Origin of the sequence: Chondrinema litorale (assembly GCF_026250525.1) — a bacterium.
GTDB classification, from domain to species: Bacteria; Bacteroidota; Bacteroidia; order Cytophagales; family Flammeovirgaceae; genus Chondrinema; species Chondrinema litorale.
Map to the genome: position 1 here is coordinate 224,029 of NZ_CP111046.1, position 15,703 is coordinate 239,731.

General features: G+C 33.8%; 12 protein-coding genes and 1 pseudogene. 7 read left to right on the top strand and 6 right to left on the bottom strand.

Going from position 1 to position 15,703, the window contains the following annotated elements; translation table 11 throughout:
- Positions 1–2: 2 nt before the first annotated feature.
- The 4 genes from OQ292_RS25835 (at position 3) to OQ292_RS25850 (ending at position 7,121) form a co-directional block, all read left to right on the top strand.
- Positions 3–1,673: an alkaline phosphatase family protein gene (locus OQ292_RS25835; protein ID WP_284687076.1), complete on the top strand. Its 1,671-nt coding sequence runs from the start codon at positions 3–5 to the stop codon at positions 1,671–1,673.
- 422 nt (positions 1,674–2,095) lie between these two features.
- Positions 2,096–4,429: a GH92 family glycosyl hydrolase gene (locus OQ292_RS25840; RefSeq protein WP_284687077.1), complete on the top strand. Its 2,334-nt coding sequence runs from the start codon at positions 2,096–2,098 to the stop codon at positions 4,427–4,429.
- A gap of 3 nt (positions 4,430–4,432) precedes the next feature.
- Entirely contained in the window at positions 4,433–5,908 is a 1,476-nt protein-coding gene (locus OQ292_RS25845) for a sialate O-acetylesterase (protein WP_284687078.1), read from the top strand.
- Positions 5,909–6,083: 175 nt separating this feature from the next.
- Positions 6,084–7,121, top strand: a complete 1,038-nt coding sequence (locus OQ292_RS25850; protein WP_284687079.1) for a LacI family DNA-binding transcriptional regulator — start codon at positions 6,084–6,086, stop codon at positions 7,119–7,121.
- A gap of 59 nt (positions 7,122–7,180) precedes the next feature.
- Here OQ292_RS25850 and OQ292_RS25855 read toward each other — a convergent pair whose 3' ends face one another.
- Complete coding sequence (locus OQ292_RS25855; RefSeq protein WP_284687080.1) at positions 7,181–8,230, bottom strand: patatin-like phospholipase family protein; 1,050 nt, start codon at positions 8,228–8,230, stop codon at positions 7,181–7,183.
- Between the two features lie 67 nt (positions 8,231–8,297).
- Positions 8,298–8,861, bottom strand: coding sequence for a hypothetical protein (locus tag OQ292_RS25860; RefSeq protein WP_284687081.1), 564 nt, complete (start codon positions 8,859–8,861; stop codon positions 8,298–8,300).
- Between the two features lie 523 nt (positions 8,862–9,384).
- Between OQ292_RS25860 and OQ292_RS25865 the strand changes: the two genes are divergently transcribed.
- Positions 9,385–9,624, top strand: a complete 240-nt coding sequence (locus OQ292_RS25865) for a hypothetical protein (RefSeq protein ID WP_284687082.1) — start codon at positions 9,385–9,387, stop codon at positions 9,622–9,624.
- A 73-nt stretch (positions 9,625–9,697) separates the two neighbouring features.
- On the opposite strand, the gene OQ292_RS25870 is transcribed toward OQ292_RS25865, so the two are convergent.
- A complete protein-coding gene (locus OQ292_RS25870; protein WP_284687083.1) occupies positions 9,698–10,867 on the bottom strand; it encodes a DUF4934 domain-containing protein in 1,170 nt (389 codons plus the stop codon).
- Between the two features lie 28 nt (positions 10,868–10,895).
- Positions 10,896–12,071 carry a DUF4934 domain-containing protein gene (locus tag OQ292_RS25875; protein WP_284687084.1) on the bottom strand — a complete coding sequence of 392 codons (1,176 nt, stop codon included), beginning with the start codon at positions 12,069–12,071 and terminating at the stop codon, positions 10,896–10,898.
- A gap of 187 nt (positions 12,072–12,258) precedes the next feature.
- Here OQ292_RS25875 and OQ292_RS25880 point away from each other — a divergent pair, with 187 nt between their 5' ends.
- Positions 12,259–13,308, top strand: a complete 1,050-nt coding sequence (locus tag OQ292_RS25880) for a BF3164 family lipoprotein (RefSeq protein ID WP_284687085.1) — start codon at positions 12,259–12,261, stop codon at positions 13,306–13,308.
- A 194-nt stretch (positions 13,309–13,502) separates the two neighbouring features.
- Entirely contained in the window at positions 13,503–14,606 is a 1,104-nt protein-coding gene (locus OQ292_RS25885; protein WP_284687086.1) for a BF3164 family lipoprotein, read from the top strand.
- A gap of 43 nt (positions 14,607–14,649) precedes the next feature.
- Here the strand turns inward: OQ292_RS25885 and OQ292_RS25890 are convergent.
- Positions 14,650–15,369 (bottom strand): annotated as a pseudogene (locus OQ292_RS25890) (IS630 family transposase); the annotation flags it as partial.
- A gap of 12 nt (positions 15,370–15,381) precedes the next feature.
- Entirely contained in the window at positions 15,382–15,666 is a 285-nt protein-coding gene (locus tag OQ292_RS25895; protein ID WP_284687087.1) for a helix-turn-helix domain-containing protein, read from the bottom strand.
- Positions 15,667–15,703 lie beyond the last annotated feature (37 nt).

The following is a 15,703-nucleotide window of genomic DNA, read 5'->3' on the forward strand; positions in this document are numbered from 1 at the left end:
ATATGAGATTATCACTACTATTTATTTTATTGCTTGGCTTGTATGCATGTTCTGAGCCCAAGCGAATTGAAGAAGAACAAGTAACAGTAAAAAAAGGGATTGCGGAGCATGTAATTGTAATAGGTATTGATGGTATGAGTCCCAATGGGATTATGAATGCCAACACACCAAATATCGATTTTCTTGTAGAAAACGGAGCTGCAACTATGAATGCCCGTGCAGTTTTACCAACTAGTAGCAGTAGCAACTGGGCGTCTATGATTATGGGAGCTGGCCCTGAGCAACACGGAGTTACTTCCAATAACTGGGAAAGAGACGAATATACTTTGCCACCAGTTTCTACAGGAATGGAAGATATTTTCCCAACCATATTTAGTGTACTGAGAGAGCAAAAACCAGATGCTGAAATTGCTGCTATTTATCATTGGGGAGCTTTCGGGAGGTTGTTCGAGAAATCAGCAGTGGATTATGACCGACATGGAGAAACAGAATACCTCACTACTGAATATGCTGTTGAATATATAGAGTCGAAGAAACCGACTTTTTGTTTTGTACACCTTGATCATGTAGACCATGCGGGGCATCATTACGGACATGGCACACCTGAATATTTTGCTTCTGTGGAATCTGCAGATTCTCTAATTGGGCAGATTGTAGAGTCTGTTCAAACCGCAGGCATCGCAGAAAATACAGTAATCATTTTATCTTCAGATCATGGTGGTATTGGTTATGGTCACGGAGGCGAAACTCCCGAAGAAATTACAATCCCATTTGTGGTATATGGCAAGCAAGTAGTAGCAGGTAAAACTATTTCTCACGAGTTATTTACTTATGATAATGCAGCCACAGTAGCTTTCATTTTGGGTATTGAGCAGCCTTATGCTTGGATCGGCAGACCAATTAAAAGTGCTTTTGAGGGTTATCCTGATCCTAAAAGTAATATGAAGGTAATGAGTCTGGCGAAGCCTAACATTTTGCCTCTGCCAAATATGTATGCAAAAGCTGGTGGCTTATTTATAGACAAATCTCCCGAAGTTGTAATCGAAAAAGCGGTAGATGAAACGGAAATCAGATTTACATTAGACGGTTCTGAGCCAACAGAAAAAAGCACATTATATACAGAGCCTTTCATCCTTGAAAATTCTACTGTTGTATCGGCAAAAGCTTTTAATAAAGATGGTGAAGAAAGTCCAGTGAGCGTAGCCTATTTCAGAACGGTAAATTCGAGCAATGGCAATGGGGTTTCTTATAGCTATTATAAAGGGAATAACTGGGAAGATCTTCCAGATATGTCTAAGTTAAAGCCTGCAAAAACTGGTAATCTATATGAGTTTGAAATCTCAGAAATGGGTTCGCCTGAAGCGTTGCCACAGTTTGCTGTGAGAATGGATAGCTATATTAAAATAGATAAAGAAGGGGATTATACTTTTTATACCTATTCTGATGATGGAAGTATGCTTAATATCGATGGGGAACAAGTGGTAGATAATGGCGGACAGCATGGAACTATCGAACGTGGTGGAGGTATACATCTAAAAGCAGGTTACCATAAAATAACTGTTGATTATTTTAACCATGCGGGAGGAGGATGGCTAGAAGTTTTCTATAAAGGGCCAGATATATCGAAACAAATTTTATCTGCTGATAAACTCTATTTAAACAAACCAATCTAATTTACTGATTAATAATTTCATACTTAAAAATTGCAGGTTATGATTTTAGCCTGTAATTTTTTTTTGTACTAAGTCGGATATTAGATAAATAGGAATCTATATTGCTAAAAGGATTTAGTTTTCTTATTTTTGATTTAATTAATTAGAAAAGAAAATGAAAAAAACTTTAGTAACCTTCCATCATTCAAATAACCCAGTAAGCGGCAAAAGCTCATTTAGTTTTGATAAATCGAAACTAGTTTCAGCATATTCTAAAAGGATGAATTCCTACAATATGCTTTTTTATAATCAAATATTGAATCCTGTGTTTACCTGTACTTTATAATAGATATTAAGTACTAGATGTAAATGAATATTTAGTTTTCTGAAATCTATTTGAAAGATAAATGAGTAATTCTTTATCACTCAATTTTTTAATCAAAATGAATTTAAAAAAATACATCTACATTCTAATTTCAACCATATTAATTGCTTGTAATCAGTCAAAAATGCCTGAAATACAAGATATTATAGAAGAACCAGCCTCATATGTAAATCCATTTATTGGAGCAAGTACAAGCACTGATGCCGCCGGTGTGTATCATGGTTTAGGAAAAACATTTCCTGGTGCAACTACTCCATATGGATTGGTACAAGTGAGTCCGAATACCATTACTGGAGGTGATAATGGTTCTGGTTACAGTTATGAACATACAAGTATAGAAGGATTTGCTTTTACCCAAATGAGTGGTATTGGTTGGTATGGGGATTTAGGGAATTTCTTAGTAATGCCAACTACTGGCAAATTGCAAACTTCCGCTGGTTCATTGGCAAATACGGCTAGTGGTTATAGATCATCTTACGATAAAACAAGTGAAAAGGCCAGTGCAGGTTATTACTCTGTAAATCTCAGTGATTATAATATTAAAGCAGAAATGACTGCTGCTTCACACAGTGGCATTTTAAAATTTACATTTCCTAAAAGTGATAAATCGAGAGTACAGATTGACTTGGCAAGAAGAGTAGGAGGTACTTCAACTGAACAGTTTATAGAAATTATCGATGAGCAAACCATTAGAGGATGGATGAAGTGCAAACCCGATGGCGGTGGTTGGGGAAATGGTGATGGCAATGCTAATTACACTGTTTACTTTTATGCGCAGTTAAGTAAACCTTTTAAGAAATATGGAATTTGGAATGTCGAAATTCCAGACGATTGGACTAGGAAAAGAGAAGATATTGAGAGTGAGCAATATCAGCAGAAAATCGCCGAAGCAACGATTGAATATGGTAATAAAGAAACCGAAGGGAAACACCTTGGTTTTTTTGCCGAATACGAAACAGAAGAGGCAGAAGAAATCCTGATAAAATCAGGAATATCTTTTGTGAGCATGGCAGGTGCAAAAAAAAACTTAAATGCAGAAATTACAGATTGGGATTTTGCAAAAGTAAAAGCTCAGGCTTGGAAACTGTGGAATGATAACTTATCGAAAGTCAAAATAAGTGGTGGAACTGATGAAGAAAAAACGGTTTTCTACACAGCACTTTATCATACCATGATTGACCCAAGAATTTTTGAAGATGTTGATGGCAAATATACTGGAGGTGATGGCAAAGCACATGAATCTGAGCATTTTACCAAGCGCACTATTTTTAGTGGTTGGGATGTTTTTAGAAGTCAGTTTCCGCTGCAAACCATCGTGAATCCGACTTTGGTAAATGATATGGTGAACTCATTGGTAACGTTGGCAGATGAAAGCAACAGAGATTATCTAGAGCGTTGGGAGTTACTAAATGCTTACAGTGGTTGTATGATAGGTAATCCGGCAGTTTCTGTAATTTCTGATGCTTACACAAAAGGGATTAGAGATTTTGATGCTGAAAAATCTTTGGATTTGATGGTGAGTACTGGTGAAAAATTTGGCAATGGAGAGAAGGGCTATACTTATACATCTTTCGGTATTTCTAACACATTGGAATATGCCTATACAGAATGGTGTACAGCCAATATGGCTGAGCAAATGAATCAAAAAAATATTGCCAAAACATTTTATAAAAGGGGTAAAAGCTTCGAGAATATTTTTGATGATTCTGTTTCATGGTTTAGACCTAGAAAAGAAGATGGCAGTTTCGAAAAATGGCCTAAAGAAGGCAGATTGGTCGAATGGTATGGCAGTATAGAAAGTAATGCCTACCAACAAGGCTGGTTTGTTCCGCATGATATTGAAGGTATGATTAACCTAATGGGTGGCAATGAAAATGTGAAAAAGGATTTAGAAAACTTTTTTGACAAAGCTCCTGAAAACTTGATGTGGAACAATTATTACAACCATGCTAACGAACCTGTGCATCATGTTACTTATCTTTTTAATCACGTTGGAGCTCCTTGGCTTACACAAAAATGGACTAGACTCATTTGCCAGAGAGGTTATAGAAACAGTGTAGAGGGGTTGGTAGGTAACGAAGATGTTGGTCAAATGTCGGCTTGGTATGTGTTATCTGCTTCAGGAATATACCAGATATGTCCGGGCAAAAAACGATTCGAAATTACAAGTCCTGTGTTTGATAAGGTGGAATTTCAGCTAGATGATAAGTATGCAACTGGTAAAACTTTTAGTATTGAAACTCATAATAATAGCCCTAAAAATGTTTATATTCAGAAAATACTGCTGAATGGAGAAGATTATAACAAACCTTATCTCAGTTATGATCAAATCGTTGAAGGTGCTAAACTCGAACTTTTTCTGGGTGCGGAACCAAATTATAACATTGAGTAGAAGATGAAAAATATTGCATTTATTCTATTATACTGTATTACTTGTTTTGTTGGTAAAGCTCAGCAACTTTCTTTTGCTGATCCCTTAGGTTCTCATATGGTTATTCAGCAGAATAAACCTTTTAAAGTTTGGGGAAAAGCAAAACCCAATGCAAAAGTTACTGTATTTGCAGATTGGCTAAAGTCTCCAGTAGAAGTAAAAGCAGATGAAACTGGTAGTTTCTTGGGAATCGTTCCAGTGCCAGAAATTGCAAAAGGAGATTTTACAGAACATCAATTAATTATAGAAAGCAATGGAGAAAAGCAGAGTTTAACAGATATTCTTATTGGAGAAGTATGGATTTGTAGCGGTCAATCTAACATGCAATTTGGTATGGATGAAGTGATTAATTCAGCTGTAGAAGTGAGCAAAGCAAATTTTCCGAATATCAGGTTATTTTACGCGGGATTAAACTTTAGTAATGAGCCGATAGAAAATGTGGATGGAGAATGGAAAGTTTGTAATCCGGAATCGGTGTATAAATTTTCGGCAGTAGGATATTTCTTTGGTAAAGAATTATTTAAAGAATTGAATGTGCCGGTCGGAATTGTATTTACAGGCATTGGTGCTTCGGCGGCTCAGGCCTATGTTCCTAAAGCTGTTTTGGCTGCAGATAATTTACTTAATGATAAATACCTGCAACCCTATTTACGATCTAGCAAATCTAAAGAAGTAATTGATGGTGGCTTTTCTTTTGAAAAAGTAATTAGACCATTTTTGCTGTACAATGCACTTATTCATCCGTTTAAAAATCTTTCTATTTCAGGTTTTTGCTGGTATCAGGGTGAGTCGAATAGAAATGAGCGAACAGCATATACACACTTAATGCATACAATGATTAGCAGTTGGAGAGAAGCATTTGCTCAAGGCGATTTACCATTCTACTTTGTACAAATCGCGCCTTACTTCTACGATATTGAAGACCCAAAAAGAGCAGAGTTTGCATTCTTTAGAGAAGCACAAGAGAACATTTCCTCTGTAGCAAATACCGAAATGGTGGTTACTATGGATGTAGGAAATGCCAAAGACCTGCATCCTAAAAACAAAAAACCGATTGGCATAAGATTAGGTAAAACAGCTTTAAATCTTCATTATGGTTTGAATAATATTTCTTATGAAGGACCGATTTTCGATTCGGTTGATTTTAATGGCGCCAAAGCTTTGTTAAGCTTTAAACCATCTTCCGTAAAAAGTGGATTAAAAACAAATGATGGTCAACCACCGAAATATTTTCAGCTAGCTGGTGAAGGCCAAATTTTCTATGAGGCTGAAGCTAAAATAGTGGGTAATAAAATACAATTGAGTTCCAGCGAAGTAAGCAAACCTGTAGCTGTCCGCTACGCATTTACGAACTATCCGGTAACTAATTTAGAAAATGGAGAAGGCATTCCGGCAGTGCCTTTTAGAACTGATGATTGGCAAGAACCATCAGTAAAGTAATTGAAAAATTGATAATGAACGTGTGGCAATTTAGAGATATTAGATGTTTTAACAAGTAATTTGGCTTTAATTATCGCTTATAGCTATTCTAAGGCAGGGGTTTTAAAGTATTTTCAGTATTTTGCAGATTATTAGATAAATTTTTTGATCAATTGTAAAACTTTATTAATCAGCAATGGCGAAAACCAAGATTTCTATTAACGATATAGCGACTAAATTAAATATCTCTAAAACCACTGTTTCATTTATTTTAAATGGCAAAGCGAAAGAGAAAAGAATTAGCGATAAATTAGTTGCTAAGGTTTTAAAAAAAGTAGAAGAACTTGGTTATCAACCAAATCAGTTTGCTAAGGGATTAAGAACTGGCCGAACCAATATTTTGGGTTTAATGGTAGAAGATATTTCTAATCCCTTTTTTGCCAGTATTGCTAAAGAAATCGAAGAAAAAGCCTATCAAAATAAATATAAGATTGTTTATTGTAGCACCGAAAACGATAAGGAGCGAGCTAAAGAGTTTCTTACCATGTTTTCTACTCTGGGTGTAGATGGATGCATTATTTCTCCAACAATGGGAATGGAAGAGCACATCAAAAAAATGGTGGATACAGGGATGAATGTTATTCTTTTCGATAGAAAATTTGAAAATACGAGTAACAATGTAGTGAAGGTGAATAACATTGAAGGTGTGTATAGTGCGGTGACACATTTAGTAGATAGGGGATATAAGCAAATTGCTTTGGTGGCACTTACTTTGGATTCACCAGAAAAGGAAGAGAGAATTATCGGATACAAAAATGCAGTTACCGATTATGGTTTAGATGCACATATATTTCCGCTTCCATTTAAAAATGATTACCTAGATTATGTGGAAGACATTATGAAAATTCTCGAAAAGAATAAAAACTTAGATTCGATTATCTTTAGCACAAACTATTTGGGAATTAGTGGTTTAGAAGCTATTAATAATTTGGGTTTAAAAATCCCAGATGATCTGGCAATTATCTCTTTTGACGATCACGATCTATTTAGAATTCACAAACCGAATATTACTGTAGTTTCGCAACCAATTAAGCAACTATCTCACACTGCCATGGATATGTTGCTAGAAAGACTTCAATGTAACAATAAAGATAAAGAAGAAAGCGAGCACAAAACTGTTACGCTATGCACGAATTTGATTGTAAGAGAATCTACAGAATACAAAAAGAAATAGATAAAAAAAGACCTTACAAATGCATTTGTAAGGTCTTTTTTATTGATAATGTAGACCGACTAATTGATGTTAATTCCATTTATAGCGAGATAAGCATCTAAAGGAACAGGCTCGTTACTTTGAGCCCAAATACTCACACTGTTATAAGAACTATGTGCAGTTTCTGAGCTAAAGTCGAAAACACCGTAATAAGGAGCATCCGCAACATTTGGCACATACACATAACATCTGCTTGCTAACTCTGGATAATTATTAGCAATTCTAAGTAACTCATTTAAAAACGATTGTTGTGAAAGTGCATCAGTATCAAAACCAGCTTTCTCTAAAGTTACTTTTAGAATGTCTTCTCTAGTACCGCTAATTGATAGATAATCAAGTTCATCACTCCATCTTGTTTCCGTATTTTTTTGATAAGAAACTATGTAAACTGTATCAAAAGGTGCTTCGCGAATACGCTGGTATTCCATCACTGCATTTACAGGAATGTTTTCTATTAAACCTCCGTCTACATATATATTATCGTTGATTTTGATTGATGGAAAAGCTACTGGGAACGAAGTTGTTGCCATGAGCGATTCTATTAAATCTCCACCGATGTTGTCCAACTCAGTTATGTTAGAAGAAAACTCAATTTCTTTTAAATCTAAATTGGTACTGGTAAGCGCAGTTGGCATGAATAAATCATCAAAAGAAGTATAATTTAACTCTTCTAGCAATTTGGTTTCGAAAGTATTCCAAAGTGGTTTGGTATCTATCGGTAAATCGTTTCTAGAATTATCCAACACATCTGCATTGGTTAGATTCAATACAATGTCTTTATAAGATTCGAATCCGAAATCGTTGGTGTTGTCTAAAATGCCATTGAGCATAATTGCATTAATTCCACCAGAACTCACACCAGATACAAAATCAAGGTTGTTGAGCTTGTTCTGATCGTGAAGTCTCTCGATTAAAGCGATTTGTTGATTAATTCTGGCAGCAGCACCAGTAATAATTAAGGCTGTGCCAGTGGGTGTACCTGTAGTTTCTGGTACGATAGGAAGTTCTGAGTCTTCGCAGCCAAACAGCGCAAATATTGATATAAATAGTATATATATTGATCGATTCATTTTTAGTTTTTTTCAGATTGAAAGTCTTTAGTTAGGTATTTTCTTTTATACATCAATTAGAAATTTATTACCTTCTGGTTTTTCTATTTCGCTTGTTGTTTATAAAAGCATATTCCAGTTTGAAACTTAAAGAAGCGATTCGAGCGGCAATAAACTCATTGTCTTCCAGAATAGAATTGTTCTTAAACTGGTTGTTATAGGTTAAAGAAGTTTTAACCTTGCCTAACCGATAGCCCAAACCCATACTATAGAAACCTCCATTGGTTAGAAAGAATGAATAACCTCCATTTAGTCGGATAAAAGGACACTTTTCTTTTTTAGTAAAATTGAAATCGTATCGCACACTAATTGGCATAGCCAAAGAAATAATTTTCTGGTAGTAAACTATATCAGCTGCGATGGCGACAATGTTTCTTTCATTTAGACAAAAATTGAACTGGCCAGAAACCTCTGGTGATGGATACACAGATTCTCCCCACATGCGGTTGAATTCACCTTCTGCTATAAATCCTGGATCTAACAGAAAGGTACTTTGATTAACTCCTACACCAAAAGAAAGGTATTTTTTTGATTGAGCATTTGCGATTAAACTAGAGCAGATAAGTAGTAAAATGAAGATTTTTAATTTCATGTTATTTAGTTTTGAATTCCTAATTAATAGGGACAAAATTTTAAAGGTAAATCCTTTGATAATCCTAACGGTGCAGTTGATTCTAAATGATAATAATTGTAAATGTTTTTAGCTAAATAGCTTAAAAGAGGGTGAAAATAGAAGTAATTTAATAGGATTATTACCAAAAGTATCTTTGTGATTTATATGTCATCAAAAAAAGGTAGTAATAAAATATTTATATTAAAAAGTAAGTAATTTAAGAATAAATGCACAAGAAATATTAGAAGTTAAATACAAAGTGCATTCAGGTATTTCTTTTCCAATCTATTAAAAATCTGATTTGTACCTACAAAAAGCTGGTTCGTGTAAAAAAGTTTAATGTCTTATTTTGAAGCATAACTTTGAAACGGTTATTAAAATTACCAAAAATAAGTGATTAAATATTTGGTGATTTGCATTTATAGCCTAAATTTAGCGATAAAAATTAGAGTTTAGCTCTATTTTAAATCGCAATTATTTAATAACTACAAACTCAACCAGCATGTCAATTAACGATCAAATGGATCGATATTTAAAAATCGATCAACTCATCAGATTAAAATCAACTGGTTCTAGAAGAGAACTTAGTAACAAACTTGGCCTTTCAATACGCTCAACACAAGAGTATATTAACGAAATGAAGCTCAATGGAGCTCCCATTAAATTTTGCAAAATTTCTAACAGCTATATCTATACAGCAAATGGCAAGTTTGAGTCAAAATTTGGCTTTACAGATGTCTAGGCGGCTCAAAAAGAGATTTCGATAAAATGCTATTATTCATGGAATTAATCTATTTTATGATTTAAGTATAGTATTACTCCCCAAAAGTAAAATAGACCAATGCCGGATTGCTGTATTCATCAGTACCTTCAGCGAGTGTGAGAAGTTCTGGAAAGTGTTTAGTGAGTACAGCTTTTGTTTCTGCATTTTTATTATAATTTCTATAAAACCAGTTCATGTAAACAGGAATGATAAATTCATGTTTTTGATTCATTCCTAAACCAAAAATAGGTTTAAAAAATGCGGCCATATATGGTTCTTGCATAAGTGCTGGTTTATAGAGTTTCTTAGAAATCTTATCGTAATAAAAGGTGTGCAACTGTTGATCTTCTAGAGTTAAAGTAAAGATAAAAGCATTACTGTTTTCTTGAAATTGATAATAAGGATAAATGATTTTTGCTTCTTCAGACTTCATTTTAGCAAAAGACTTTATCCGATTCCTTTTTTCGTATGGCCAGATATGAGCGTTTCCAGTAATTTCATACTTAGGATAAACTGTACCGTCGTTCAATACTTCATGATATACTGGTGAAGATAGTTCATTATAAAGCATGCCGAAAGGTGTGGCTTTTATGCCTCCGATATCAAAAAATCCGGTAGTCACATCTTCTGTTTCTTCTGGGAATGGAGAATACTTTTCTTTTACATTGTAATCTGTATCGTATACCATTATATGATTGGTACTTTTGGAATATTTAGTAGCACCAAAGTAAACAGCATACTCATTTCCTTTCATATAACAGATTTGAATAGGGTTTTGGAAAAGATAACTTACATATTTTTTGTCTTTATCAAACTGTATTAGCCCATTTCTATCAATTACAACATAGCTTCCATCATCTAAAATTGTAAAGTCGAAAATACGATTAAACTCACCGGGTCCTCTGCCTTTTGCACCAACTTTAGAAAGGTAATTACCTTCATAATCAAATATGCTTAAGTTCGATTCAATATAGTCGCAGATGTAAATTTTATTATCTCGATCAATTATTTTTCTACTAGCGCTTATATAAGTGTCGGCATCTCCTTTTAGTTTAACTACCTTGGTAATTTTCAATTTGCTTATGAAAGCGTCTGTATCGGTAATCGCTTTTGAAATATCTAATTTTATGGTGTTTTCATTAGGAGCAAAGGGGTCTTTATCATTTGAACTAAATTGATTGAATAAGAACCAAGATGTGAGAAAGAATGAAATGAGTTTCATCTGTTATTTATTTTTTGTGCAAAAAAAATCATTCTCCAAAAGTAAAATAGACCAATGCTGGATTGCTGTACTCGTCTGTACCCTCAGCGAGTGTGAGTAGTTCTGGAAAGTATTTTGCCATATCTGTTTTTAGTGTTTCATCTTTATTCAATTTGCGATATAACTTATTCATGTAAACAGGAATAATAAATTCGTTTTTTTGATTTACACCAAAGCCAAATACGGTCCTAAAAAATGCATACAAGTAAGGTTCATTTAGTAGGTCAGGTTGGTAAAGTTTATTTTCTATTTTATCATAAAAAAAAGTATGCATTTTTTTATCTTCTAGTACTAGAGAAAATACAAAAGCATTGTTATTTTCTCGAAATGGATAGGCGGGATAGATGGCTATACCATCATTTGTTTCTTTAGCAAATGCTTTAAGTTTATATCTATCTTCGTGAGGCCAAATCTTAGAATTCCCCGTAATTTCATATTTAGGGTAGCTATTTCCATCTTTATGTATTTCGTAAAATATTGGTGAAGATGCCTCATTGAGTAATATACCAGAAGGCGTATTTACTATGCCACCAAGCCCAAAAAATCCTGCGGTATTAGTTTTAGTTTCTTCTGGGTATGGAAAAAGCTCATCTATAACCTTATAATTAGTATCGTATATTATTAGATTACTAGAGCTTCTTGCATATTTGGTTGCATCAAAAAAGACTACAAATTTATTATCAGGCCACTGACAAATCAGGCTGGGGTTATGATATTTAGAACTCACATGCTGTTTGTTTTTATCGAACAGCATAAGGCCTTTTCTATCGATTACAACAAATCTTCCATCATCTAAAATTGTAAAGTCGAAAATACGATCAAATTCGCCGGGTCCTCTGCCTTTACCACCGACTTTCGATACATAATTACCTTCATAGTCGAATATGCTTAAGTTAGACTCCTCATAATCGCATATATAGATTTTATTATCTCGATCAATTATTTTTCTACTTGAACTTATATAAGTATCCACATCTCCTTTTAGCTTAACTACCTTGGTAATTTTCAATTTGCTTAAGAAAGGCTCTGTCTCCGTAATGGCTTTTGAGATATCTAATTTAATAGTGTTTTCATTAGGAGCGTAGGGGTTTTCAGCACTATTTTCTGTATAGATATTTGTGAAAAATAAGAAACAGGTGGTAATTAAAAAAGATAGTACCTTCATAAATTGTAGTTGAAAAATTGTAATCTAACTCCAATTTAAAGAAGACAAACAATACCAACAATCAATATTTAACCTTTTTAAGGTATTTAAAAAATAAATAGCAAAGTGCTATAAAACTGCACTCTGCGGATATATATTGCGGGTTTTAACTAAGACTTTAGTTTAAGTCGTATAAAGATAATTTGACATGAAATTCATTATTAAAATTCTGTTTTTATTATTGCTTCTACAGGCATGTACAGAAGATAAGCACCCTGAAAATTACCATATTATAAACTTTGATTTCGACAGTTTTTCTGAAGTAGAAAAGCTAAAAGGGCAAAAACTTGATATTCCAGATTTTATAGATCCAAGAAGAATTTTAAACTTAAAAGATTATCTTGTGGTAAGTGACGATAAAGCTGATTTTCCGATCTTAATATTGGATAAAAAAACGAATACAGTAATTAACAAAATGGGAGTTAATGGTCGTGGCCCTGGTGAGATAGGTTATATTTGGAACATAAAAGATAGTGGAGCAGATACAAGTTTTTGGGTTTATCAGCTCGAAGAAAAACAACTGAGTGAATTCACAGTAAATCAAACTACAGCATTTACTAAAAGTGTAATTGAATTCGATAGCAAGAAAAATAAAATGTATTCAGGTGATAATATTGCATTTTCTTCAGACACATCTTATATGATGAAAATGAGCTATGGTAAAGACAAATTTGTAGAGTTTAACGAAAAGGGTAGACCATTTAAATTCTACGATACATGGGCACATATGAGGGATAATCCGACCCCAGATAATGTAATTTCAGCACTATACAATGGTACATTTAAAAATGATAATAGCCGGGAAAACTTTATTTTGGCATCAATAGATGTAGATGTAATAGAGCTTTTGAAAAAGAAAGATAACGAAATTATCTCGTTGAGAGGACCGGTACATTTTGAGCCAAAATTCTCCATAGATTATTCTGCTGGAGTTCCATTGTTAGCAATTGATAATAAAAGCTCTAAATATATGTATTTGGATGCTGCCTTTGGTAAGGAGTTTTTTTATGCCTTATTTTCAGGGGATAAAAGTTATCCTTGTGGAGATATTTTTGTGTTTGATTATGAGGGCAACCCACAGAAACATTATCAAGTAGATAGAAAAATTAAACAGTTTGATGTAGACGAAACAGATGGTAAAATTTATGCATTAACAGGTGGTGATCCTCAACCCAATATTATAATTTTTGATTTGTAGTAAGTAAATAATTTGCTTTAAGACTTCGTGTAAAATAATTGAAATATAAAAAGTAGTTTAAGTGGTAAAATTAAACTGAACTACTAGAAATAATTACGCAAAAAATACCTTTTAACTATAATTAAGCACTTTTTTTGTTTTGCTTACAATTGATAAGTCCTTAAAGTAAATCTATTAATAGCATATTATTCACCATGAAAAAACTCATTTTTTTATCTGTCACCATCTCACTTTTTATCTTCTCATGCACAAATGAAAAAACATCCAATGTAGTAGAAGAAGAAACTGTTAAAACAACATTAAGTGATAAGGTTTATACAAACTCGGAAGTAAGACATTTTTTAGAAAAATTTCCTTTTATTGAGAAAGAGGTTGAGCTAACACCTTTAAAAGAGATTGTATCAGCTCCTTATCAGTTGTTTAAATTAGATACCACATTAATTATGGTGGGTGCTAGCAATTCTGAGCATGCAGCCTCTGTTTGGAATATCAAAGATGGTTCTTACATCAAAAGTATATTACCAATAGGCAAGGGGCCGGGAGAGTATTTGCCACCATTGTTTTGTACCATGAATGGAAGAACTTTATCTGCTTATGAAGAATCTAAAAAATCCTTTTACAGATTTACACTTTCACCTCAATACGATGCTGAATTAACTTACAGATCAAAAGAGCTATTATCGCCACCACCGGCTTATGTTTATGAAATTGATAGTACTTCTTTTTTAAGCATTCCAAGAACAGAAGCAACCAGAATTATGATATATAATAACGATTGCGATTTGCTCTATAAAGGTGCAGATTTTCCCGATAATATGGAGCAAAACGATTTGAGTGCAGCTGTTAAATTTTTTGTTTATCAAGGTTTTTGCGACATTAAGCCTGATAAAACTAAATGCGCGATTGTATCTGTATTTACTGGAAATTTTGAAATCTATAGCCTAACCGATAATAAGGTTGAAGAGGTATTTGCAGAGGAAGTGAGCAAATCTATTAAGCTAGAAGGTTATGCAGATAATGAGCAGGGGCAATATGCAGCAGTAGATAGAAATCACCCAAGAGGATTTGAGAATTTGTATGCAGGTGAAGAGTATTTATACCTGTTATATATTGGTAAAAGTGATGCAGAAAAAGAAGCGAAATTTAATCCACTTTTGCTTAAATACGACTGGGAAGGCAAGCGAATTGCTGCTTATAAAGTTGATAGCAAGATACAAACTTTCACCATAGACGAAGCTGAAAATAAATTCTATGGTATTGATGCAAATGCAGAAAACCTAGTAACATTTGAGCTTTAAAAATATATTAGAAAGGGTAAATTTTAGGGAAGCAACTAGAAAATTAATAAAAGGCTACATTTTGGTCAAGGAAGAAATTTCTAATGAGTTGTTTTCTATCTGAGAAATCTTCTAAAATATCCATCAACTTGTCCTTCAAATCTGTCAATGATTTGAAGGCAAGATTTTTCAAATCAATATTTTTAATATACGCCCATACATGTTCATCCGGATTTACTTCTGGGCTATATGCAGGTTGTTTCACCAATTTAAGTCTTCCTTTTGGTAACTTTTCTAATAACTGATGTACTGCTTTGCAATCATGGACACTTGCTTGATCCCAAATTAAAGTAATGGGATCTGGTTCATCTGCTAATAGCTGTTCTAAGAACCAGACAATATCTTCCCCTTTGTAAGGCTGTTTACTGGTGGTATAAGTAAAATCTCCCTCACTACTGATGGCTGAACAAACAAAGATATGCTCAAAAGATTTTGACCATATTTCAACAGGAAAGGGATTGGCTTGAGGCAAAAAACATTTTTGTAGTTTTGGTGTAACAAAAAAAGAAGCTTCATCTCCATAATAGACCTTCCTGCCTTCTTTTTTAGCTGTTTTCAGTAAATTAGGCAATCGTTGTTTTTTCCATTTCTTTACGAGGTTAGGATTTTTTCTGGGTTCTTTCTTTGGAGGCTTCCGGTAGCTAAAACCCCATAGATGTAACAGTGTACCAATATGTTGAAGGCTATACTCAACATCAAAGAGTTGTTTTATCTGACAAAAAACTCTTTTCCTTGTTCATCCTTGGGTAGGAAAACCAGCTTTAGTAGCCCCTCTGACTAAATGAGCTTGGAGTTCTTGCTGTTGAGCTAGGGTAAGTTTTGGGCTAGCTCCTGGATGTTTTTTCTTTTTGATGCCAGAAATACCAGTTTGCTCATAAGTGGAAAGAACTTGACTAACTAAGCCTTGACTACACTCAAGTACCTCTGCAATACTTTGTTGTTTTAGTCCTCTCTTCGATAAGCGAACCACTAACTTTCTCCTATATTCTCTAATGTCGGTATCTTTTGTTATTCTATCCATAGTTATAAAATAATAAAAAATACCGACTTTATTAATT